The organism is Mannheimia kashgarensis, assembly GCF_041807705.1.
Lineage (GTDB): Bacteria > Pseudomonadota > Gammaproteobacteria > Enterobacterales > Pasteurellaceae > Mannheimia.
This window is the reverse complement of the sequence record NZ_JBGTYY010000001.1, coordinates 67,468-90,438: the sequence shown is the minus strand read 5'-3', so window position 1 is coordinate 90,438 and position 22,971 is coordinate 67,468. Positions and strand designations below refer to the sequence as shown.

Sequence of the window (22,971 nt, the reverse complement as noted above, 5' to 3'; positions counted from 1 at the left end):
AATGGAAAATGAAAAATTAGAGTTTGTGTCTTTAGAGGAATTTAAACAGGAGTTACTAGAACAAGATCCAACTTTTATAGAGCGTTTGAAAGTGCATAAATTGCAACAAGCGATGATTCAACAACTAAAACAAGATCGCCTAGCTCAAAAACTTTCTCAACAAGAAATTGCACAACGAACAGGTATTAAAACCCAAAATATCAGTCGTCTTGAAAGAGGTTTGGTTATTCCGAAAGCAGATACTCTAATAAAGTATGCTCAAGCTCTAGGTGGGTCATTCCAATATATTCCAAGCCGTAGCTAGTGAAATGCCCTCCAGTTGAGGGCATTTTTTAATATATCTTAGATTATTTCTTTGGAGTTTGTGCCAAAATCTGTGTTAATAATTTCCAATACGTTTCCACCGCCGGAATATGCACTTTTTCGTCCGGAGAATGAGCGTTGAGAATAGTTGGTCCAATCGAGACAAAATCCATATTTGGGTAGATTTTGTTAATTAAGCCGCATTCTAAGCCCGCGTGGATAACCTTAATTTGAGCTTCATAGCCTAAAATATCGTCATAAATCGCTTTGGTTAATGGAGTGATTTTTGACTCTGGATTTGGCTCCCAGCCCGGATAATTGCCGGAAAAATCAACCTCCGCTCCCACAAGGGTAGCTAATGAGCGGATTTTACTGCGAATATCGGCTTTACCGCCTTCAATTAATGAACGAGCGAGAATGGTCGCTTTTACATCGTTCTCTTCAGTGGTTAGTACACCAATGCTTAATGAGGTTTCCACCACATTTTCTACTACATCGCTATTACGCACCACGCCATTTGGCAGAGCATTAAGGAAATGAATAACACGAGTAGTGCTTGCTTGGTCGAATGCTTGTTCAGGCAATTCCGCCTCTTCAATGAAAAAGTTGAAGTTTGGCTCTGCAATGCGAAGTTCTGTTTTTAATTGTTCGGCAGTTTGAGTTAAACAAGCGGTCAATTTTTCTTTATTTTCTGCAGAAACAACCAATGTTGCGTGTGCTTCACGGGGAATAGCATTACGCACAGAGCCACCTTGAACGGTTGAAATTTGAAATTCTACTTTGTTATAGGCTTCTTCCAAAATACGAGCGAACACTTTAATCGCATTGGCACGATTAGTGTGAATATCACAGCCTGAATGCCCGCCTTGTAAGCCTTTAAGCGTAACAGTAAGTGCAGCGTCTTGTTGATGTGGCACTAAGAAAACAGGTAGTGTGATATTCACATTTTCACCACCGGCACAGCCGATATAAATTTCGCCGTTTTCTTCGGTGTCGGTATTAATCATAATATCGGCAGTCAGCCAGTTTGGACGTAAACCAATCGCCCCTTCCATTCCTGCTTCTTCTGTCATAGTCAGTAGCACTTCAATGTTTGGGTGAGCTAAATCATCACTATCCAACACTGCTAAGCACGAGGCTAAACCAATGCCGTTATCCGCCCCAAGCGTTGTGCCTTTAGCTTTTACCCATTCGCCATCAATATAAGGCTGAATTGGGTCTTTGGTAAAATCGTGAACTGTGCCTGCGTTGGCTTGTGGCACCATATCTAAATGAGCTTGTAGGGCGACGGTTTGGCGGTTTTCCATACCTGCGGTTGCAGGCTTACGGATTAATACATTGCCCGCTTCATCACGTTCTACGAAGAAATTTTTTGATTTTGCCCAATTTACAATAAATTCAGCCAGTTCATTTTCGTGGTAAGACGGGTGCGGAATAGCACAAACTTTATCAAACCATTGCCAGAGCAGTTGAGGGGCGAGAGTTGAAATTTCAGACATAATAAGCTCCTTTTGTAAAATTTTAAGAAAAAATAACCGCTTGTATTCAAGCTGGATAGCTATCTCTACCATTGTAGAATAATTTGAGATGAATTTAATAAAAAAATCTTAAAAAAATGAAAAAAGAACTTGATGACTGGTTGTTTTTTTTTTGTACAATCTGCGTGTGTTTTAAACACAAAAATCATCTTTTATCTTACAAAAGGAACATTCTATGTCTATCAAAAAAGTAACTTTAGCCAGTTTGATTTTATTGAGTTTAACGGCGTGTAGTAGTGGTGGTTCGGACGGAAGCTCAAACAATGTAGCAAAACCGAATACTAAACCGCAAACTACTCAGCAACAAACCGATAAAGCGGCAGCAGAAAAAGCAGCAAAAGACAAGGCAGCGAAAGAGAAAGCGGAAGCAGACCGTTTAGCAGCGGAAAAAGCAGCGAAAGAGAAAGCCGAAGCAGAACGTTTAGCAGCAGAAAAAGCAGCTAAGGAGAAAACCGAAGCGGAACGTTTATCGGCAGAAAAAGCAGCTAGAGAGAAAGCCGAAGCGGAGCGTTTGGCAGCGGAAAAAGCAGCTAAGGAGAAAGCAGAAGCAGAACGTTTAGCAGCAGAAAAAGCAACGAAAGAGAAAGCAGAAGCAGAACGTTTAGCGGCGGAAAAAGCAGCTAGAGAGAAAGCAGAAGCGGAACGTTTAGCGGCAGAAAAAGCAGCGAAAGAGAAAGCGGAAGCAGAACGTTTAGCAGCGGAAAAAGCGGCGAAAGAGAAAGCGGAGGCAGAGCGTTTAGCGGCAGAAAAAGCAGCGAAAGAGAAAGCGGAAGCAGAACGTTTAGCAGCGGAAAAAGCGGCGAAAGAGAAAGCGGAAGCGGAGCGTTTAGCGGCAGAAAAAGCGGAGAAAGAGAAAGTAGAAGCGGAGCGTTTAGCAGCAGAGAAAGCGGAAGCGGAACGTTTAGCGGCAGAAAAAGCAGCTAAGGAGAAAGCGGAAGCGGAGCGTTTGGCGGCAGAGAAAACTCGTTTTGATCAATTAGTTGAAATGGCAAAATCAGAAGGATTACCAGATTCAAAAGCTCAGATTTTTGCAAAAAATAATCTAGAAAGTGCTAGCGATATTGCAAAAGCAAATCTTGGTGTAATGGTCATTGATAATGCTAAAGGTATTACCAGTGCAAATTGGCAGAATGGTTTGACAGAGTACAATAAATCATTTTCTCCAATTAGTAGTTCTAGTACAAGCTGTAGTAGCAATCGTGGATGTACAACTTACACCGAAGATACTGTAAATACATCCGGCTCATTACTTTATAATCAACAATATTCTGTAGTAGTTGGAAATTATTCTTCTAAAACAGGCACTATTAATGGTGGATTTGTATCTGAGAATTCATTTAATCCTAGTGCTAGAGGTTTAAAAACTAAAGTAGATTCTATCCCTACTGAAGGTAATGCAACTTATTTAGGACACGCCTTCAATGCTTATCATACAGGTAGCGAAGGGCAGGGTAAATTGAGTTATAATGTAAATTTTGATACTCGTACTGGCTCAGGTAAAGTAACTGGCTTAGCATTTGAACCAAATGTTGTCTTAGCACAAGGAAAAATTTCTAAAGGGGGAATTAGTGGAAATGCTTCCTCAAGTTTTGATTCAGATGGCTCTTATCGAATTGAATTCTTTGGACCAAATGCAGAAGAAATTGGCGGCAAAATGACATTAGGTAAAGATAATTACGGTCTTGCCGGCACTCGTGGCGATATCCAACAATAATCTTTTCTAACGTTCAATGCCGTTTAACGAAAAATTAAGTGGCATTTTTATTAATACCTAGCACGCTAAGCGTACTAGGTTAAGCATAATTGAGTGGCTCTGCCACTCTGTTTAATCTGATACTATGAAAAAATATCCCCTTTTATTTTCGCTTTTCAGCCCTGTTGTATGGGCAGAAACGGTAATTGAACACAACACTGACCCGATTTCCTTTGAACGCCATTCACAAGCGGTCAAATTTGAGCAAAATGTTGTAAAAAATTCACAAAAACCGACCGCTTATCAGCCTGCATATTCATTCAATCAAAATGTTGAACAGCAAATTAACCAAGCGATTTTAGCTCAAGATTGGCAAACGCTAGAGCCACTTTTAAGCCATTATCAGCAAAATGCGAATTTTGATCCTTTACTTTGGCATTACGCTCACGCAGCACTTGCTTATGCGAAAAAAGATCATCACTCAGCCATTTTTCACTATCGCCAATTACTCGCCAGAAATCCCAATTTGGTTTATCCACGTTTTGATTTAGCGTTGATTTTGGCGGAAGATCAGCAATTTCGTGAGGCAGTGCGTGAATTTAGCCATATTCAAGCCGGTTTACCGCCTGATTTACGCCAAATTGCCGAGCAAACACAAATGCAAATTGCAGAAAGTGAGCGCTGGCAGCCTGATTTTTATCTGCAATATACGCAAACAGATAATGTGAATAATGCTTCATCTTCGCCAATTGTGAATGTAAATGGGCGTATCTTCCGCAAAAATGCAGATAGTTTGCCACAATCGGCAAAAGGCGTGCGTTATGGCTTAGGATTGAGTAAATTGCACAACGTGAAAGGCAATCATTTTGCCGGTTTAACGCTCAATTATAGCGGGATTTACTATTGGGATAACCGAGATTACCGTGAGCAATCCGTGTCCGTTTCGCCGAATTATAGCTACCGCACCGCCGCTTATCGGCTGACTTTTTCGCCTTTTATTGAACAAAATTGGCTGGGGAGTAGCCGTTATAATTACCAATTTGGAGCAACTGTAAGTGGCTTGCGTTATCTCAATTCGCAATGGTTGATGTCAGGTAGTGTTACCCATTTGCAAAAACGCTATTTTGATGAGTTAACAGCCAGTCGTTATAACAGTTATCAGAACCAAATCAGTGGCGGATTGCAGTGGCAAGCGGTCAAAAATTGGCGATTTTTTGCAAATTTAGACGGCAGCCGTGAGATTGCTCGTGAGAAAGCTCAAACTTCAAATAAGTGGTTAGTAAGAGTTGGAGCGTTTTATCAGGGAGAAAAATGGGCAACTCAGGCAAGTTTAGGTTTTGGCAAACGTTATTTTGCCGATAAGCACTATTTGTTTGGCTATAAACGGCAAGATAAGGAATATCAGGCTAATCTGTCGGTTTGGAACCGCACTTGGCATTGGCGGGGCATTGTACCGAAGCTTAATTTCCGTTATCAAAAAATTGACAGCAATATTGCCGATTTTTACTCTCGCCAAAACAAGGAAGTCTTTTTTACCTTAGAAAAGCTATTTTAGTGTTGGTTTTTTATGCTAAGCATACGTTTGCGTAACCAGCCGCACAAAAAAATAAATGAAATGATAGCGAAAAAAGCATTTTCGGGTTATCCTAGTGCAATTTTTTATATCGGGGTAGCCCCCAATTTTATATTAGGTTGTTTCTATGAGTGAAAAATACACAAATGAAAAATATGTCGTGACGTGGGATATGTTCCATATGCACGCTCGCAAGTTGGCAGAAAATTTATTACCTGCCACACAGTGGAAAGGGATTATTGCGGTGAGCCGTGGCGGCTTGTTTCCGGCAGCCGTTTTAGCACGTGAGTTGGGTATTCGCCACGTAGAAACAGTGTGCATTGCCAGTTACGATCACGATAGCCAAGGTGAGTTAAGCGTATTACACGCAGCCGATACCGATGGCGAAGGCTTTATTGTGGTTGATGATTTAGTGGATACCGGCAACACAGCAAAAGAAATTCGCAGAATGTACCCTAAAGCCCGTTTTGTAACGGTGTTTGCGAAACCGCAAGGTGCCCCGTTGGTTGATGATTATGTGATTGATATTCCGCAAGAAACTTGGATTGAACAACCTTGGGATTTAGGCATTACCTTCGTTCAACCTTTGGCTCGTAGATAATTTTGTGTAATGGACAATGAAAGTTGTCCATTATTTTTATTTATTCCTATGTAAAAATGTAGGTCGGATTATTATTCGCCCTACTCTAAAAAACAAATAGCTATACACAATGAGTTTAGGCAATCTTTATATTATTTCTGCCCCAAGTGGTGCAGGAAAATCTTCCTTAATTAACGCCTTATTGGCGGATTTACCCCGTTCGGAAGTACAGCTTTCGATTTCACACACTACCCGTCAGCCTCGTCCGGCAGAGCAGGACGGCGTGCATTATTATTTCACTTCGCACGATGAGTTTAAACGGCTGATTGAGCAAGGGCATTTTTTAGAATGGGCAGAGGTGTTTGACAATTATTACGGCACATCATTACCGATGATTGAACGTAGCCTAGAGCAGGGCATTGATGTCTTTTTGGATATTGATTGGCAAGGGGCTAGACAAATTCGGGAAAAAGTGCCGAATGTGAAAACTATTTTTATTCTGCCACCGTCAAAAGCCGAGTTGGAAAAACGCTTAATCGGGCGTGGGCAAGATTCCGCTGAAACCATTGCCAAACGTATGGCAGAGGCGGTGTCGGAAATGAGCCATTACAATGAGTTCGATTATGTGATTATTAATGATGATTTCCAACAGGCATTGAAAGAGCTAAAAGCGATTTTAATTGCTGAGCGTTTGAGCTTAGGCTCGCAACAAATTCGTCATCAGCATTTGATTACTGATTTGTTAAATAATTAAATGAACAGTCGTTCATTTAACTGGAAAGGCAATCTGTTTTTGGGTAGAATACGCCAGTTTTCTACCCAAATTTTTTCCCAAAATTATTTTATCCTAAATAAGGACATAGAATGAAACTCTCAAAATTAGCCTTTTCTGTGGTGTTAGCCTTAACGGTAACGGCTTGTACCACAGGAAATATGAGTAATGATGGCACTTTGCAACAAGCACAAGCAACCTACCAAAGCTATGATGAAATCACAAAGCAATATCAAATTAATGGGCAATGGTGGCAAGGTTACAATGATGCAGAATTAAACCGTATTGTGGATTTAGCCATTAGAAATAACCTTGATTTAGCGAAAAGCGGTATTGCAGTAAATAAAGCGCTTTATAACGCTAATTTAGTGGGGGCAAATTTAGTGCCAACCTTTAGTGGCTCAGGCTCAGCTTCTGCGGCAAAAGGCATTGGCTCTTCGTCTAATGATATTTCAACAGGTGTTTCAACTACCGCAGCTCAAGCTGCATTTAATTTAAGCTATACCATTGATTTGTGGAGACGTTTAGCCGATACCGCAAGTGCCGCAGAATGGGCTCATAAAGCAACAATGGAAGATTTAAAAGCGACCCGTTTATCTATTATCAACTCTGTAGTAACCACTTATTACCAATTGGCTTATTACCGTGATGCCATTCGTATCACTGAAGAAAGCATCAAAAACTACGAGCAAATCAGCCGTATTTTAACGAACAAGATGAATGCAGGTGCAATTGACCGTTTAGCAGTAGATCAAGCTCAACAAGCCGTTTTAACTGCTCGTAATAAAGTGATTGAGCTACGCACTATGCAAAAAACAGCAGAACAAACGTTACGCAATTTGCTAAATATTCACCCAAATACACCGCTTAATATCCGTTATCCGAATATTATGAATGTGAAATTACAAGGCGTAGATTTAAATGTGCCTGTTTCAGCTATTGCAAATCGCCCTGATGTAGTAGGTTCATTACAACGTTTACAAAGTGCGTTTAAAACTTTAACCGCAACAGAGAAGAGTTGGTTCCCAACTTTAACTATTGGTGGTTCAATTACCGGTAGTGGTGCTAACATTGGTAATGTGGCCGATAATCCGGTAGGAAGTGGTGTTGTATCACTTGCGTTACCATTTTTAGATTGGAATCGTGTAAAAAATAACGTGAAAATTTCAGAAGCGGATTATGTAACGACTCGTTTAAATTATGAGCAAAAAATTACTGCGGCATTAAATGAAATTGACCGTTATTATTATGGCTATACGCAATCAAGAAGCTCGTTAAAAGTGCTACAAGATGCGTATAATCAAGATAAACGCATAAGTACATACTATAAAAACCGTTATGAACAAGGTGTTTCAGAATTCCGTGAATGGATAGCAGCAATGAATACAGAGCGTAATTCCCAATTGGCAATTTTAAATGCCAAATACACCATCTTAGCGAATGAAAATGCGGTTTATCAAGCAATGGCGGGTAAATATAGAAGATAAGGTAGCACTAAAAAAGAGTTGATATTTAGCATATCAACTCTTTTTTGTTTTTGCATAAATAAAGCTATTAATTATAAGCCTAATACTTTTCGTCCATTAATACTGGCGATATTTGCCATTTCTTCTAAGTTAGTAAAACGGCAGCCCGCAGAGAGCAGACTTAACTCCTGCCACATATCGCCTTCACATAATGGCACCATATAATCGCAGATGTTGTCTGTACCAATTGCAACAGTAATACCTTCAGGAATTAGTTCATCAGCAGGAGTTAGAGCATTATGGAAAGGTTGCAAATCTTCTTTACGACCACTATCAATCCACGCCATCGGGCAAGCAATGACCATCATTTGACTATTACGCATTTTTTGATACAACATTTTACGGTAATCTTTTGGGTGGGCCCCAATTGAAATACCGTGAATTGCCACAACACGTCCTTGCATTCCGTGTTCTACCGATTTATCACAGAGTTGCTCGGTTTCTTTTTCTTTTGGCGAGTTAAATTGATCGACGTGAACGTGCAGCATTTTACCTTGTGACTTAGCTGTCTCCATTAAAATATCCATCGCCTCTAAGCCTTTGCCGTAATCTACTTCATCACGGTAAGGTAAGCCGCCGATAATATCTACCATTTCAGAGCCAATATCGAACCATTTTTTCGCCGTTGGTTCAATCACACCTTTTAACGTTTGGTTAGCAAATTTTAAGACAATATCATTTTTATACACTTCACGGGCTTTATGAGCGGCAATAATCGCTCTGTCTTCACATACCTGATCGATATCCACAAAAGTCCCGAATGCGGTAACCCCTTGTGAAATCATCAATTCAATGGCTTGCGAGAAGCGGCGGTAGTAATCTTCTACGCTTGAATTGCGTTTTACTTCATCTACCAAGTCCCATTTTTGTTGTAGATTCGCATTTTGGTAAACAGTGATTTTCTCTGGCGTCATTGTAAATGCACGGTCTGCGTGAGCGTGTGCATTTACCCAGCCGCCTTGCTTGATGATTTCATCACGAATATGACCTTTTAGGGTACGAATCAACTGGCTCATTTGTTATTTTCCTCTTTAATATTCTTGCAAATTTAAGTCTGTAAAATAAATAAAAAAACAGCTACGCATCAGAAAACGATGCGTAGCTGTTATTTAGAATTCGGTTTAAGGGATTTTATCTGTTTCATCTCTAGTTCCTTGTTTGGACTAGGGCGATAGTATAATGATTTTTTAACTAAATAGCAAACGTTTGCGAATATTGAAATTCAGCAACAAACTTTTTACAATAAAGCGTTCTCATTGGGGTGCAACAAGCGGTCTAATTTGCCTAAAAATTTGCAAATTTTCGCTAAAATCCAACCGCTTGTAGCTGAGAAATACCCATAGAACCTGATCTGATTAATATCAGCGTAGGGATTTGAGATAGCAAACTTGCCTCTTAAATCCTTCTATCAACGTAATTTAGAAGGGCTTTTTATGAAACTGATTTTATCTTCATTGGCACTACTTACCGCCACCGCTTTTGCCAACCAACCAACACTTACCGTTTACACTTATAGTTCGTTTGCCTCTGAATATGGTCCGGCTGCAAAATTAGAGCAAAATTTTGAGAAAGAGTGTAACTGTGATTTAAAATTTATGCCGTTTGATAATGGTGTAACAATGTTCAACCGTGTGCGTTTAGAAGGTGAAAAAACCAAAGCCGATGTGGTGTTAGGCATTGATAATTTCTTGCAAGCCGAAGCAGAGAGTTCAGGGCTATTTACTGAGTTTGATGCAAAAACCAAATTAGAGATGAAAGATAAAATTTTCTTTCCGTATGATACAGGCTCTTATGCCTTTATTTACGATAAAGAAAAGCTCAAAAATCCACCTAAAAGTTTGAAAGAACTGGTTGAACGCCAAGATTTAAAAATTATTTATCAAGACCCAAGAACCAGTAGCGTTGGGCGAGGCTTCTTAATGTGGGTAAATCAAGTGTATGGTGATGAAGCTCCAACTGCTTGGAAAACATTGGCAAAACATACCATAACGGTAGGTAAAGGCTGGTCTGAAACTTATGGAGCTTTCTTAAAAGGGGAATCGGATTTAGTATTAAGTTATACTACATCGCCTTTATATCATACGTGGCACGAAAACACCGATAAATATATAGCAGCTCCATTCGAGGAAGGGCATTTAGTTCAAGTGGAAAATGCGGCAATTGTAAAAACGACTAAACAAAGAGCGTTAGCAAATCAATTTTTAGCATTTTTGCATAAGCCGGAGTCGCAACATATTATTTCTTATCATAATGTGATGAATCCTGTTTTAGCGGAAGGTGTTGATTCTGCTTTTGCAGAAATGCCAGGCTATAAAACATTAGAATTTAACCCACCATCTAATGACACCATTCAAAAATGGCTCGCAGATTGGTCAAAAAGCTGGTAATAAATAAGCAGAATGATAGCCGAATTGTAATTCGGCTATCATTTTGTACAAATAGATCAGTATAAATGCAAAATTTTTGCAAATTTATTTGTTAGTCATTCAATTTTGTGTTATTTATAGCCGCCATTACTAAAAACCCGAAGATGTTGATTTTTTCGTATATGCAGTTACAAGGAAGTTAGGTCGTATTCGGGATATAATTTTGACAATAAAATTCCAAACAAGGAGTAATCTATGACTGAAGCGGCTAAAACCACCTCTCTTGGTTTATTAGCATTAGCAGGTGTTGAGCCTTATGAGCCGGCAAAAGATGAAGAGTATATGAATGAAGCTCAACGTGAGCATTTCAAAAAAATTCTGACAGCGTGGCACGGTCAAATTATGGAAGAAGCAGAACGCACAAAAAGCCAGCTTCAAGAAGATATGACAAACTTTGCTGACCCTAACGATCGTGCAAGCCAAGAGGAAGAGTTCAGTTTAGAACTTCGTAACCGTGATCGTGAGCGTAAATTATTGAAAAAAATTGAGCAAACGTTATATAGAATTCAAGAAGACGATTACGGCTTTTGTAACGCTTGCGGCGTAGAAATTGGGATCAAACGCTTAGAAGCCCGACCAACCGCAGATTTATGTATAGATTGCAAAACGTTAGCTGAAATTCGTGAGAAGCAGTTAGGTTTATAAGCAAATTACATAATGCCTCTTTTATAAGAGGCATTTACTATTTAGAGGTGTATTATTTTTAATTATATTAAGTCATTATTTTCCAAACCGAAAAAGCAAGAAAAGGAAAATAAGCCAGTAGTTGAACCAAGAGCAGAGAAAACAACTAAATCTACTCGTCCTAAACGTTCAGCCCCTAAATTAACAGAGCAAAAAAGCCATAAAAAAGGCAGTAAAGGTCATCAAACAGATGTGCCTTCTCATCTCCTACATAAAAAATTTACGTTAAGTGCTGCTCAATACGGCATTAGTCCGAAGGATTTCCCTAAAAATGCCCTTTCTATTGTAGATAAATTACATCTTGCAGGATTTGAAGCCTATATTGTTGGCGGTTGTATCCGTGATCTATTACTTGAGAAAAAACCAAAAGATTTCGATATTGCCACTAATGCTCGCCCAGAAGAAATTCAGCGTATTTTTGGCAGACAGTGCCGATTAATCGGTCGTCGTTTCCGCTTAGCTCACATTGTTTACGGGCGTGAAATTTTTGAGGTGGCAACCTTCCGAGCAGGGCACGCTTCCCACAGCAATGACAAAATCTCGAAAGTAAGCGATGAAGGAATGCTATTGCGTGATAATGTATACGGCACATTAAGAGACGATGCCGAGCGTCGTGATTTTACCGTTAATGCGTTATATTACGATACCAAACGTAACTTGATTTTTGATTTCTTTAAGGGCATTGAAGATTTACGGGTGGGTAAATTATCGCTAATTGGTGAGCCTGCTATTCGCTACCAAGAAGACCCTGTGCGTATGATTAGAGCCATTCGTTTTATGGCGAAGCTGGATATGTTCCTTGATAAAGCAACAGAAGCTCCAATTCGTGATATGGCGGTGCTTTTAACCAATATCCCGGCAGCTCGTTTGTTTGATGAATCGCTCAAATTATTACAAACAGGAGCAGGGCTGAAAACCTATAAATTACTGCGTGAATACGATTTATGGCAATTCTTGTTCCCTGTTTTAACGTCATTTTTCACGCCAAAAGGCGATTCGAATGCGGAGAGAATGATTACCAAAGCATTAAATTCCACAGATGAACGCATTGCAGATAAATTGCCTGTGAATCCTGCGTTCTTATTTGCGGCTCTACTTTGGTATCCATTGCGTGAAAAAATGGAACAACTTAAAAATGAAGGCGGTTTTAACAGCCATGATGCAATGATGTTAGCAGCAAACGATATCTTAGCCGATAGCTGTAAAGCCGTTGCTCTGCACCGCCGTCATACTTCAGTTATTCGTGATATTTGGGCGTTACAGTTCCAAATGATGAAACGCACAGGCAACCGCCCACAGCAAACGTTAGAGCATATCAAATTCCGTGCAGGTTTTGACTTACTGGTAATGCGTGCAGAAATTGAAGGGGGCGATTTAGTTGAGCTTTCCGCTTGGTGGCACGAATACCAATTCAGTAATGAAGGACAACGCAATGAATTGTTAAAATCGGTTCGCCATTTACCAAATGTACAGGCGGAAGTGAAGAAAAAACGTCGCCGCAGAACGTTTAAGAAAAAACCGAAAACTGCTAAAGCAGAATAATTTTGTAGGGGCGAAAAATCTTCGCTCATATTTTCAATATATTATTAAGGGCGAAAGATTTTTCGCTCCTACTTTTTTAGGAAAGGAAAATTATGCAAACTGTCTATATCGCCTTAGGCTCAAATCTAGATAATCCGCTTAAGCAAATTAAACAAGCGGTCGAAAAATTGAAAAAATTTGCAATTCATTTTGAGGTTAGCCCATTTTACGGTTCAAAACCTGTTGGGCCGCAAGACCAGCCCGATTATGTGAATGCCGTAGCGAAATTTGAAACCGAGTTATCGCCAACCGAATTGTTGGATAAGCTCCAAAGTATTGAAAACGAACAGGGCAGAGTGCGTTTACGTCGTTGGGGCGAACGGACGTTGGATTTGGATATTATTTTGTACGGAAATGAGCAAATTCAAACCGAACGTTTGAATGTGCCGCATATCGAGATGAAAAATCGGGAATTTGTGATTGTGCCGATGTTTGATTTAAGCCCCGAATTAGTGCTGCCGACAGGGGAAAAATTAGCCGATATTTACCGGCAATTTAAAGATCATCAAATGGTAACGTTTAATTAATTTTTCGTTTTATTTTCACTTTTCGTGATCACCGCACGGGATTTCTCGTCCATCTTCACATCAATGCGGTGATCTACTACCACATTCATATTAATCGTAATCCCTTCCGCTGGTGTTTCGAGCTGTACTTTAGGGGTACAGGCGGTTAAATTTAGCAAAAAAATTGCAAAACCAAGTTGAGCGATGTTTATCTTTTCCATATTACTTTTCTAATTTTTGATAGAGATAATTTTCTAATTTTTGTTCAAATTGTGAGCCATAGTTAATTAAGTGCCACAAATCAAACATATTTTCTCGATGATTATAGTTTAAATTCACTTTTGATTGATTTTGATTAGAAGATAATTTTAATTTTCCGTCCAGCACTAAATCGCCTTTCGGGCCGACATTAATCAGACTACGAAAATCATTAATCGTGCTTTTATCCACCAAATGTAACAAAATTTGTTCGGTGTAACCACTTTTCTGCATTTCAGACAGCAATTCAGGGGTAAAGGTTAGATAAGAGGTTTCCGCTTGTGTAAGTAAGCCATCACAGATATAGCAAGGCTTACCGCTTAACCAAAATGGCAAGGTTGCGTTGGCTTTACCTTTCAGATCGATTTGTTGATACTGCATAAATTGCAAAATTTTCTCAAAATCTAACTGCTCTAAATTCAAATAAGCCAGTTCGGTTTGCGGTAGAGCAAAGCGTTTTACATTGAGTTTACCGCCAAATAAATCAAAGGATAACTGATTTAAATTCAATGGTTTAGCTTTAGTGTAGGGGTAGTAGCCATTAATTTTCATTGAGGCATTATCAAGGGCTAAATCGCCTAGTTTGATTTGTGCTATGTTTACATCAATCGGTTGTTTTACCCCGAAATGAAAACGTCCATCTCGGTAACGATAAGGTAGAGCAAATTCAATGCCTTTTATCTCGCCATCTGGTAAGGATAATCCTCCGTTGCGAATGGCTAAGTGTCCGCCTGCAATTAAGCCTTTTTCTGCACTGGTGGTAAATGCCGTTTCGCCACGAATTGTACCGCTATTAATTATCCATTGACTCCGAAATGGGAAAAGTGGCTGAAAGCCTTGTGCAGACTGCTCTAGCCAATAGAGTTTACCGATGATTTTGCTGGCATCTGCGGTTAATTGGCGACGAGCAAATAATCTAAGCGGCCCGAGTTCGGTGGTATTGACGGTTCCTTTAAAATTAAGATTTTCCAACTCGCCGTTAAAAGCAAGTTTTGTTTGCGGTTTTGGTAGTAGCCCACCGTAATCAAACTTAATTTCAGGTGATTTGAGCTGAATAGCTCCGTCAAGTGAGAATTTTTTGATATTAAATTTAATCGCTTGGGTGTTAGTTAGCTCTGTTTTAGGAATGGTTATGCCGTCAAGCCTTACAGAGGATAAATCCCCCTTCAGCTCATTAAGCTGTACTGTATTTTTATGCCATTGCCCTCGACCGCTTAAAGTCACTTTGCTGTTCAAAGCATCAAGCTTAGAGCTTCCCCAAATTCGCCATTTCCAACTATCTTTAACGGCTTTTGGGTCTCTTGGATCTTGGAAAAAATCTAACGCTCCTGCTTTAAAATTTTGAGCTTGTCCATCTAAATGGAATTCAATATTTTTAAAGTCAGGACTTTGCCCTCGAAGAATAGCGTGTAATCGCCCGTGAATACCCTGTTTATCTATTTTGATTCCCGCCAGTGGAAAACGTAAATCATCAATCGTTAAATAACGCTCTTTACCTGTCAAACGAAGCAGGGAAGTAGGTAGGAATTTCAGGGTTAAATCATCGTAAGTACCCTGAAAATCCAGCGGAATACTGCTGTAAAGAATAAAATTGCCATGTTTGATATTACCTGTTAAACGCAGTGGTAAATTCAGCCCTTGTTCGGTCATTTCTCCCTCAGAATTGGAGATAACAATATTGCCTTTTCCCCAACTGTTTTGGGAGAGTAGGCTGATGCGGATAGCAGTTTTTAGAGGAAAAAATGGCTCGTTAGTAAAGGATTTTGGCGTAAATTTTGCACTAACAAAACCGTGAAGCGGAAAACGTTCGGTTAAACGCCAGTCGAAACGTCCTTGTTTGATTTCTAGGTTTTTGCCATCAAACAAAAAAGGGAAATCGAGTTTATCATTTTCAGCTTTATTAAGGCTTACCACCCAATTTCCTGCAAGCTGGTCTTCAGTATTTTTCTGCCAGTTGAGGGTGGAGTGTCCTGTTTGTAAGGCTTTTGTTGTAATGACTTCATCAGGAAGCTGCCAATGATATTCTGCTGAAAGGGCTGGCGGGAGAGTAAGGAAATTATCCTCAATGTCAGCAGAAAGCGTGAGTTTATGTTGCTCTTTCTCGCTCGGCTGATAAGTTAAATCGGCATTCAATTTGCTATTTGCAAGAAAGGCAGAAAAATTGACCGCTTGTTGAGCTAATGTAGCCTTGATTTCCCCATTAGACAATGAAAGTTTTAAAGCGGCTTGTTGTTCTAATAACTGGATAATTCTTGGGTTGAAATTCGCAGGCAGATTTTTCCAATTAAGCGAATGAATGGTCGCTTCACCATCAGGAATTACCGCCAGTAATGCTTTTAGCGACGTATAGGTATCACTATTTTCTGATTGAGGAAAAAGCGATAAACAGCGGTAGTCAATATCTAATTGTTCAACAAACAGATGGTTTTGCTTAATCCAAGTAAGATCCGTTTTATCCGCACTAATCAGCGGGCAATCTTGATAAGAAAGTTGGAATTGTGAAACGGATGAGCCTTGCCAATTCAGGTGTAGCCCTTGTGGAAGTTGCACTTTCCAATCTTTCGGCAAAATCCAGTTAATAGGAATAGCAAGTTGGGCATTAGGTACAAATAAAAAGGCAGTAGCCGCAATCAAGATTGCGGTAAGTATGCCGAAAATGTGTAACGCCCATCTCATAAAATCAGGCTACTACATTCGCAAAAGGGTATAACATTGCAAGCAGTGTGGCGACACTCCAAGCGGTCGGATTTTTAATATTTTTTCCAAGTAGTAACCACGCTAACATCAATAAAATCACAAATTGTGTGGCAAAATAAAGAATAAATGAGAGCAACGGCATCTCTGGCATAATTTGCAAATGTTGATATAGCACAAATGCAGACCAGCAGTAATTAAGTATTAAGGCAATTAACGCCGCTTTTACCAATAATTTTAAGAACACCTCTAAACGGCTTTTTGCCAGCATTAAATACCAGCCAGCGAGTAAAATCCCAAGTAGCACTTGGGCAAAATTATTGGCACGAATGCCGTTAAATAATGAAGGCAATTCAATCCAATAAATCGCCAAATATTGAATAGTGCCGATTGCCACAATGCCAAAACCACAATAGATTAAGGTGTTGTAGAGCGTTTCATCTTCGGGCAAACGAAAATAGATCAAGCAAGATAAAATAGCAGCAAAACTTGCAATCGCCATTGGGTTATATTTAGGTGTGAAGCCAATCGAATAAATGAAATTCCCAACGGCAAAAATCAGTAAAAAAGGCAGAATAAAGGTTAAACGACTGGTTTGTCCACGACAAATTTCGCCTTTCCATAATACTAAAATGGCAATGAAAGAGGTAACAAAAAACGCCAATAAATAAGGAGAGATGAAAATGGTGTTATCCGGAGCGGCGTAAAAATTAAGTGCCATTTCAATAAATAACATTAACACCATCGGCAGAGCTGCGTGTGTGGCAATTTCAAGTTTTGATGGGCTGTCGTGATCGTGAGCCATAAATAATCCTAAAAAATGGAAAGAAAATGATTTTAGGCTCAAATTATGCCATAATACGCAAGACTTTTTAACTTCAAGGGGGAAAGAAAATATGCGAATTTTACACACAATGTTACGCGTTGGAGATTTAGAGCGTTCAATCAAATTCTATACCGAAGTGTTAGGTATGCGTTTGTTACGCAGAAGTGAGAATGAGCAATACAAATACTCTTTAGCTTTTTTAGGCTATGCCGACGAAAGCGAAAGTGCAGTGATTGAGCTAACTTACAACTGGGGCGTGGATAGCTACGAGCTAGGCACAGCTTATGGTCATATCGCATTAGGCGTTGATGATATTTATCAAACGATTAAAGATGTGCGTGCCGCAGGCGGTAATATTACGCGTGAGCCAGGCCCTGTATTAGGCGGCACAACCGTGATTGCATTTGCTGAAGATCCCGATGGTTACAAAATCGAATTTATTGAAAATAAAAACGCACAAGCCGCATTAGGAAACTAATTCCTTTCACATAGTCACAAGCGGTCGGATTTGTAAAAAATTTTGCAAATCAGACCGCTTGTATTTTTAAGTTGAAATAAAATGGAAAATATAACTGAATCTATCCCTCAATCGACTACACCACCAACCGATTATAATCTATTAAAAAATCGCTTTCGTGGCTATTTGCCTGTTGTGATTGATGTTGAAACGGCAGGGCTAAATGCTCAAACCGATGCGTTATTGGAGCTGGCGGCAATTACAGTTAGAATGGACGAAAACGGCTATTTAGTTGAAGATCAAAAATGCCATTTTCATATCAAGCCATTTGAAGGGGCAAATATCAACCCCGAATCTCTTAAATTTAACGGCATTGATATTGATAACCCCCTGCGTGGTGCGGTGGCAGAGAATATTGCGATCCCTGAAATGTTTAAAATGGTGCGTAGGGCGATGAAAGAACAAGGTTGCCAGCGTGCGATTATTGTGGCTCATAATGCCACATTCGATCAGAGTTTTTTACAAGCAGCAATCAAGCGGATTAACGCTAAACGTGATCCATTCCACCCTTTTGCAATGTTTGATACCGCAACACTTGCTGGTTTTATGTATGGGCAAACCGTGTTAGTTAAAGCCTGCCAAGCTGCCCAAATTAACTTTGACGGGCACCAAGCGCATTCAGCATTATACGATACCGAAAAGACCACAGAGCTATTTTGTGCTATGGTGAATAAACTAAAAGATTTGGGCGGCTTTCCACACATTTAGTGTAGAGGAAGATGGGCGTTATTTTTCAATTTTTATTATTTAAAAGATGGCTCTCTAAAAAAATATAATCTAGCTATTTACACAGTCCTTCTATATAAATAAAATGGTAATCATTTTTAATTAAGGAGAAAATTGTGTTTAAAATAAAAAATAGCGTTATTTTATTGAATGCTGTACTACTTTCGGCTTGTACTTCAAACGGTGGTAGTTTTGATACCAATTCAGTTAAGGCAAGCTCATCTTATTCTAGCTCTTCTAAAGACTCAACAGCCCAACCTAAATCAGAACGTAGAACGATATCTTCGACTGAAAGCCCGGCTCAACCATCCTTAGGATTTCAAACTAAAATTCCACGTCGTAATTTCTTTGGTGGCACTGGAGAGGAAAATGGGGCGATTGAGGCGATCACGCCTATTGTAGGTGAGTCGTTAGATATTGAGAAAGAAGTAAAAAAACTTTTTGAAGAAGTGAAAAAGCTTGGTGGTGATGAAGACCTGATTATTCATACTCACGATGGAAAAAAATTACATCGTAAGCGAGAGATGAAATTTGTTCGTTCGGGTTATTTCCTTCATTTAGGTGCTGCAGCCGAGACAAGTAAACGAGGAGAACCTCGTCTTCTAAAAACAGGCCATACAGGGTATGTTTATTATTTAGGCACTCAACCATCTAAAGCTTTCCCAACCCAAGTAGCAACTTATGAAGGAACTTGGGATTTTACTACTAATGCATCTACAAAAAATAAAAGTAAGTATTTTGAAGGAGGTGCTGGTACGAATGTTGGGGCTACGCCAGAAAACAACCAAGCAAATACAGAGGTGGAAGACAATCCTGTAGGGCATAGTAGTAAGTTTGAGGTTAATTTTAGCGATAAAACGCTTAAAGGTACTTTAACTAAAAATGGCTATGTAAATCCAAGGAAAAAGGACAAGCAGGAAATTACTGATCATTATAAGATAGAAGCGAATATCCACGGAAACCGCTTTAATGGTAAGGCAAAGGCTTTAAAAACAGACGATCCTTACTTTGGTAAAGATAGTAATACAGTAGAAGGCGGTTTTTATGGCGATAAAGCTCAGGAACTTGCGGGAAAATTTTTGGCAGATGACAAATCAATTTTCGTTGTATTTGCGGGTAAGCGTGATGAAAAAGGTGAAGACAAGGTCGAAAAGAAATTTGATTCAGTGCAAGTGAGTTTGAAAGATTTGGCTAAATCAGATATGGATACTTTTGGTCTGGCAACTCATTTAGTTATTGATGGTGTTCAAATTGCTTTATTGCCAGAAGAAAAAACACGTTTTGCTGATATGGATTTTTATCAAGCATTAACAAAAAATATAAATGGTAAAGATTACAAAATTACAGTCTGTTGTAATAATTTAGACTATGTCAAATTCGGTACATTTGAGCAAGTGGGTAAAGACGGGCATCAATACCTAGTGGGTGAACGTACGGCAGTTGCTGATTTACCAAAAGAGGCTCGTATTTATCGTTATACTGGCACTTGGAATGGCATCATTCGTAGTAAGGACGAGCGTGTAGGTGGCGATTCGCCAAGTGATAAAGCTCATGGTACTCGTTCTATATTTAATGTGAATTTTGCTGATAAGAAGATTGAGGGCAAATTAATTGCAAATGATGGTTTAGAGACAAATCCGATGCTGACATTAGATGGAAAGATTGAAGGCAATGGTTTTAGCGGTACAGCAAAAACGGGTGAAAAAGGCTTTAATATTGATAATAAGAGTACAACTGGTGGTACAGATGTTCATCTTAATGCCAAATTTGAAGGTGGTTTTTATGGTCCGCAAGCTGCTGAATTAGGCGGCATTGTGCATAGTGCAGAAACTAATAAAGATAAAGTGAGTATCACTTTCGGTGGAAAACGCTAGGTAGAAAATAAGCCAAGACTTACCCGCTCTAACAAGCGGGTAATTTTCGCCAAAAAAATGCAAAATCTAAAGGAGATAAATAAAACAATGAAAGAACATACTTTCCATTATTCGCCGATTGCTATAGCAGTCATTTTTTCCGTCTCACACTCTCAATTATTTGCTAATGAACATCAAATGACAAACGATCATTCTGTAGTTCTCGATGAAGTTATTGTGACAGAGAGCCATTATGCTCACGAACGTCAAAACGAAGTAACTGGCTTGGGGAAAGTAGTGAAAAATTATCACGAAATGAGTAAAAATCAAATTCTTGGTATTCGTGATTTAACTCGCTATGACCCTGGTATTTCGGTGGTGGAACAAGGTCGCGGTGCAAGTAGTGGCTATGCCATTCGAGGTGTAGATAAAAACCGTGTCAGCTTACTTGTTGATGGGCTACCACAAGCGCAGCATTATCATACGCTAGGTTCAGATGCTAATGGTGGTGCAATTAATGAGATTGAGTATGAAAACATTCGTTCAATTGAGTTAAGCAAAGGAGCAAGTTCTGCGGAATATGGTTCTGGTGCGCTAGGTGGTGCTATTGGTTTTCGTACTAAAGATGCGCAGGATATTATTAAAGAGGGGCAGCATTGGGGCTTAGATAGTAAGACCTCTTATGCCAGCAAAAATAGCCATTTTTTACAGTCTATCGCAGCGGCTGGTGAGGCGGGTGGTTTTGAAGCACTTGTTATTGCAACTCACCGACACGGTAAAGAGACCAAAATTCATTCCGAGGCAAATAAATTAAAACATAATATTCGTCGTATAACCGGCTTTGAAAATCGCTACGATCTTTACCCAGATTCCGCACAGAATGCTCCCGGAGGATCTTTTTTTATTGTGGAAGATACTTGCCCAACATTAGATTGTACTCCTCGTGCAAGGCCTAAGTTGAACCGCGATAATTTCCCAGTGAGAACATCTCCGGAATATACGCCTGAAGAGCGCAAACAGCTTGAGCAGATTCCTTATCGCACTGAGCAGCTCTCAGCCCAAGAATATACCGGTAAAGATCGCATTGCACCAAACCCTTTAGATTACAAGAGTAATTCTGTTTTTATGAAGTTTGGCTATCACTTTAACTCGTCTCATTATCTTGGCGCAATCTTAGAAGATACGAAGCAGCGCTATGATATGCGTGATATGCAAACGCCAGCTTACTATACAAAAGACGATATTAATATCAGGGTAGACGACTTATCACGTAAGAACTCTTCTGTTTATGAAGGGGATAATATTTTAGATGGCTTAGTGTTCAATAAAAGGATCCCTTATGGGGTGCGTTATAGCCATGTGAAGTTTTTTGATGAACATCACCACAAACGTCGTTTAGGATTCACCTATAAATATAAACCAGAGAATAATCGCTGGTTGGATAGCATTAAACTCAGTGCGGATAAACAAGATATTGAACTATATAGCCGGCTACATCGCTTGCATTGTAGCGATTATCCTGTGGTAGATAAAAATTGCCGTCCGACTTTGGATAAATCTTGGTCGATGTATCGAACTGAGCGTAATAATTACCAAGAAAAGCATCGTGTCATTCATTTAGAATTTGATAAAGCGCTAAATGCTGGTCAAGGCGTATTTAAGCAAACCCACAAACTGAATTTAGGGTTGGGCTTTGATCGATTTAATTCGCTTATGGATCATGGGGATATAACTGCCCAATATACCAAAGGCGGTTATACCAGCTACCGCGGTAGAGGGCGTTTAAATGACCCATATATTTATCGTCGCAATCCACGCAGTATTGAAACGGTATCTTTGTGTAATAATACACACGGCGACATCATAAACTGTGAACCGCGTAAAATTAAAGGCGGTAGCCATTTTGTTAGCTTCCGCGATCTGATAACGAGCGAGTATGTGGATTTGGGATTAGGGGTGCGTTTTGATCAACATCGATTTAAATCTGATGATCCGTGGACACTTAGCCGAACTTATCGAAATTGGTCTTGGAATGGTGGGATTACGCTTAAACCAACAGAGTTTGTATCGCTTTCTTATCGCATTTCAAACGGTTTTAGAGTGCCTGCATTCTATGAACTTTATGGTAAACGTGATCATATTGGGCTTAAAGATAACGAATATGTGCAACGCGCGCAACGTAGCCACCAGTTAGAGCCAGAAAAATCGACTAATCATGAGATTGGAGTTAGCTTTAAAGGTCAATTTGGTTACCTTGATGTGAGCTATTTCCGTAATAACTATAAAAATATGATTGCGACAGCATGTAAAAGAATAATACAAAAATCACACTGTTTCTATAACTACCATAATATTCAAGATGTAGCACTAAACGGGATAAATTTAGTCGCTAAATTTGACTTACACGGTATTTTATCTATGCTGCCAGATGGTTTTTATTCATCAGTTGCTTATAACCGTGTAAAAGTAAAAGAGCGGAAACTAAACGACTCAAGACTCGATAGCGTAAACGATCCTATTCTAGATGCGATTCAGCCAGCACGCTATGTGCTTGGATTCGGCTACGATCACCCAGAAGAAAAATGGGGAATTGGCATTACTACCACCTATTCTAAAGCCAAAAACGCCGATGAGGTGGTAGGCACACGTCATCACGGCATATATCGCGTTGATTTAGGTGGCAAACTTACCGGTTCTTGGTACACTCACGATATCACCGGTTACATCAATTATAAAAACTATACATTACGAGGTGGCATTTATAATGTGACTAACCGTAAATATTCTACTTGGGAATCAGTGCGTCAATCCGGTGTGAATGCGGTAAACCAAGACCGAGGTAGCAATTACAGTCGATTTGCCGCACCGGGGCGAAATTTCAGTTTAGCATTTGAAATGAAGTTTTAGACGGCAAA

At 39.5% G+C, this 22,971-nt stretch carries 19 protein-coding genes, 1 pseudogene and 1 riboswitch; of the genes and pseudogenes, 15 read left to right on the top strand and 5 right to left on the bottom strand.

Features of this window, described 5'->3' with window-relative positions; all coding sequences use genetic code 11:
* The first annotated feature begins 1 nt into the window (after position 1).
* Positions 2 to 304 (top strand): helix-turn-helix domain-containing protein, encoded by a 303-nt coding sequence (locus ACERCF_RS00430; protein ID WP_373610420.1) that lies wholly within the window; start codon positions 2 to 4, stop codon positions 302 to 304.
* A 43-nt stretch (positions 305 to 347) separates the two neighbouring features.
* Here the strand turns inward: ACERCF_RS00430 and ACERCF_RS00425 are convergent, their stop codons facing one another.
* On the bottom strand, positions 348 to 1,802 hold the full coding sequence (locus ACERCF_RS00425) for an aminoacyl-histidine dipeptidase (protein WP_373624234.1): 1,455 nt from the start codon (positions 1,800 to 1,802) through the stop codon (positions 348 to 350).
* Positions 1,803 to 2,016: 214 nt separating this feature from the next.
* Here ACERCF_RS00425 and ACERCF_RS00420 point away from each other — a divergent pair.
* From ACERCF_RS00420 to tdeA, 6 genes and pseudogenes are all read left to right on the top strand, one after another.
* Positions 2,017 to 2,637 (top strand): annotated as a pseudogene (locus ACERCF_RS00420) (factor H binding protein domain-containing protein); the annotation flags it as partial.
* Positions 2,638 to 2,826: 189 nt separating this feature from the next.
* On the top strand, positions 2,827 to 3,555 hold the full coding sequence (locus ACERCF_RS00415; RefSeq protein WP_373624315.1) for a factor H binding protein domain-containing protein: 729 nt from the start codon (positions 2,827 to 2,829) through the stop codon (positions 3,553 to 3,555).
* 124 nt (positions 3,556 to 3,679) lie between these two features.
* A complete protein-coding gene (locus ACERCF_RS00410) occupies positions 3,680 to 5,089 on the top strand; it encodes a surface lipoprotein assembly modifier (RefSeq protein ID WP_373624233.1) in 1,410 nt (469 codons plus the stop codon).
* 145 nt (positions 5,090 to 5,234) lie between these two features.
* Positions 5,235 to 5,708, top strand: a complete 474-nt coding sequence (gpt, locus tag ACERCF_RS00405; RefSeq protein ID WP_373624232.1) for a xanthine phosphoribosyltransferase — start codon at positions 5,235 to 5,237, stop codon at positions 5,706 to 5,708.
* A gap of 109 nt (positions 5,709 to 5,817) precedes the next feature.
* Entirely contained in the window at positions 5,818 to 6,441 is a 624-nt protein-coding gene (gmk, locus tag ACERCF_RS00400; protein ID WP_373610424.1) for a guanylate kinase, read from the top strand.
* 110 nt (positions 6,442 to 6,551) lie between these two features.
* A complete protein-coding gene (tdeA, locus tag ACERCF_RS00395; RefSeq protein WP_373624231.1) occupies positions 6,552 to 7,946 on the top strand; it encodes a toxin/drug exporter TdeA in 1,395 nt (464 codons plus the stop codon).
* Positions 7,947 to 8,017: 71 nt separating this feature from the next.
* Here tdeA and ACERCF_RS00390 read toward each other — a convergent pair whose 3' ends face one another.
* Positions 8,018 to 9,001, bottom strand: a complete 984-nt coding sequence (locus ACERCF_RS00390) for an amidohydrolase family protein (RefSeq protein ID WP_373624230.1) — start codon at positions 8,999 to 9,001, stop codon at positions 8,018 to 8,020.
* Positions 9,002 to 9,232: 231 nt separating this feature from the next.
* Positions 9,233 to 9,376: riboswitch (TPP riboswitch) on the top strand.
* Positions 9,377 to 9,418: 42 nt separating this feature from the next.
* Here ACERCF_RS00390 and thiB point away from each other — a divergent pair.
* From thiB to folK, 4 genes are all read left to right on the top strand, one after another.
* Positions 9,419 to 10,372 carry a thiamine ABC transporter substrate binding subunit gene (gene thiB / locus ACERCF_RS00385; protein WP_373624229.1) on the top strand — a complete coding sequence of 318 codons (954 nt, stop codon included), beginning with the start codon at positions 9,419 to 9,421 and terminating at the stop codon, positions 10,370 to 10,372.
* Positions 10,373 to 10,606: 234 nt separating this feature from the next.
* On the top strand, positions 10,607 to 11,056 hold the full coding sequence (gene dksA / locus ACERCF_RS00380; RefSeq protein WP_373610428.1) for an RNA polymerase-binding protein DksA: 450 nt from the start codon (positions 10,607 to 10,609) through the stop codon (positions 11,054 to 11,056).
* Between the two features lie 66 nt (positions 11,057 to 11,122).
* The gene (pcnB, locus tag ACERCF_RS00375) at positions 11,123 to 12,637 is read left to right on the top strand and encodes a polynucleotide adenylyltransferase PcnB (protein WP_373610505.1); all 1,515 of its coding nucleotides are present in this window, start codon (positions 11,123 to 11,125) and stop codon (positions 12,635 to 12,637) included.
* 92 nt (positions 12,638 to 12,729) lie between these two features.
* The gene (gene folK, locus ACERCF_RS00370; protein ID WP_373610429.1) at positions 12,730 to 13,203 is read left to right on the top strand and encodes a 2-amino-4-hydroxy-6-hydroxymethyldihydropteridine diphosphokinase; all 474 of its coding nucleotides are present in this window, start codon (positions 12,730 to 12,732) and stop codon (positions 13,201 to 13,203) included.
* Here the strand turns inward: folK and ACERCF_RS00365 are convergent.
* The 3 genes from ACERCF_RS00365 to ACERCF_RS00355 are packed head-to-tail and all read right to left on the bottom strand — an operon-like array spanning position 13,200 to position 16,939.
* The gene (locus ACERCF_RS00365) at positions 13,200 to 13,403 is read right to left on the bottom strand and encodes a YnbE family lipoprotein (RefSeq protein WP_373610430.1); all 204 of its coding nucleotides are present in this window, start codon (positions 13,401 to 13,403) and stop codon (positions 13,200 to 13,202) included. The genes folK and ACERCF_RS00365 overlap by 4 nt on opposite strands.
* Before the next feature lies 1 nt (position 13,404).
* Entirely contained in the window at positions 13,405 to 16,116 is a 2,712-nt protein-coding gene (locus ACERCF_RS00360; protein WP_373624228.1) for a YdbH family protein, read from the bottom strand.
* 4 nt (positions 16,117 to 16,120) lie between these two features.
* Positions 16,121 to 16,939, bottom strand: coding sequence for a hypothetical protein (locus ACERCF_RS00355; RefSeq protein WP_373624227.1), 819 nt, complete (start codon positions 16,937 to 16,939; stop codon positions 16,121 to 16,123).
* A 91-nt stretch (positions 16,940 to 17,030) separates the two neighbouring features.
* On the opposite strand from ACERCF_RS00355, the gene gloA reads away from it, so the two are divergent.
* From gloA to ACERCF_RS00335, 4 genes are all read left to right on the top strand, one after another.
* On the top strand, positions 17,031 to 17,438 hold the full coding sequence (gene gloA, locus ACERCF_RS00350) for a lactoylglutathione lyase (protein ID WP_373610433.1): 408 nt from the start codon (positions 17,031 to 17,033) through the stop codon (positions 17,436 to 17,438).
* An 81-nt stretch (positions 17,439 to 17,519) separates the two neighbouring features.
* Positions 17,520 to 18,185, top strand: a complete 666-nt coding sequence (gene rnt / locus ACERCF_RS00345; protein ID WP_373624226.1) for a ribonuclease T — start codon at positions 17,520 to 17,522, stop codon at positions 18,183 to 18,185.
* Positions 18,186 to 18,319: 134 nt separating this feature from the next.
* The gene (locus ACERCF_RS00340; RefSeq protein ID WP_373624225.1) at positions 18,320 to 20,077 is read left to right on the top strand and encodes a transferrin-binding protein-like solute binding protein; all 1,758 of its coding nucleotides are present in this window, start codon (positions 18,320 to 18,322) and stop codon (positions 20,075 to 20,077) included.
* Positions 20,078 to 20,164: 87 nt separating this feature from the next.
* Positions 20,165 to 22,963, top strand: coding sequence for a lactoferrin/transferrin family TonB-dependent receptor (locus ACERCF_RS00335; protein WP_373624224.1), 2,799 nt, complete (start codon positions 20,165 to 20,167; stop codon positions 22,961 to 22,963).
* Positions 22,964 to 22,971 lie beyond the last annotated feature (8 nt).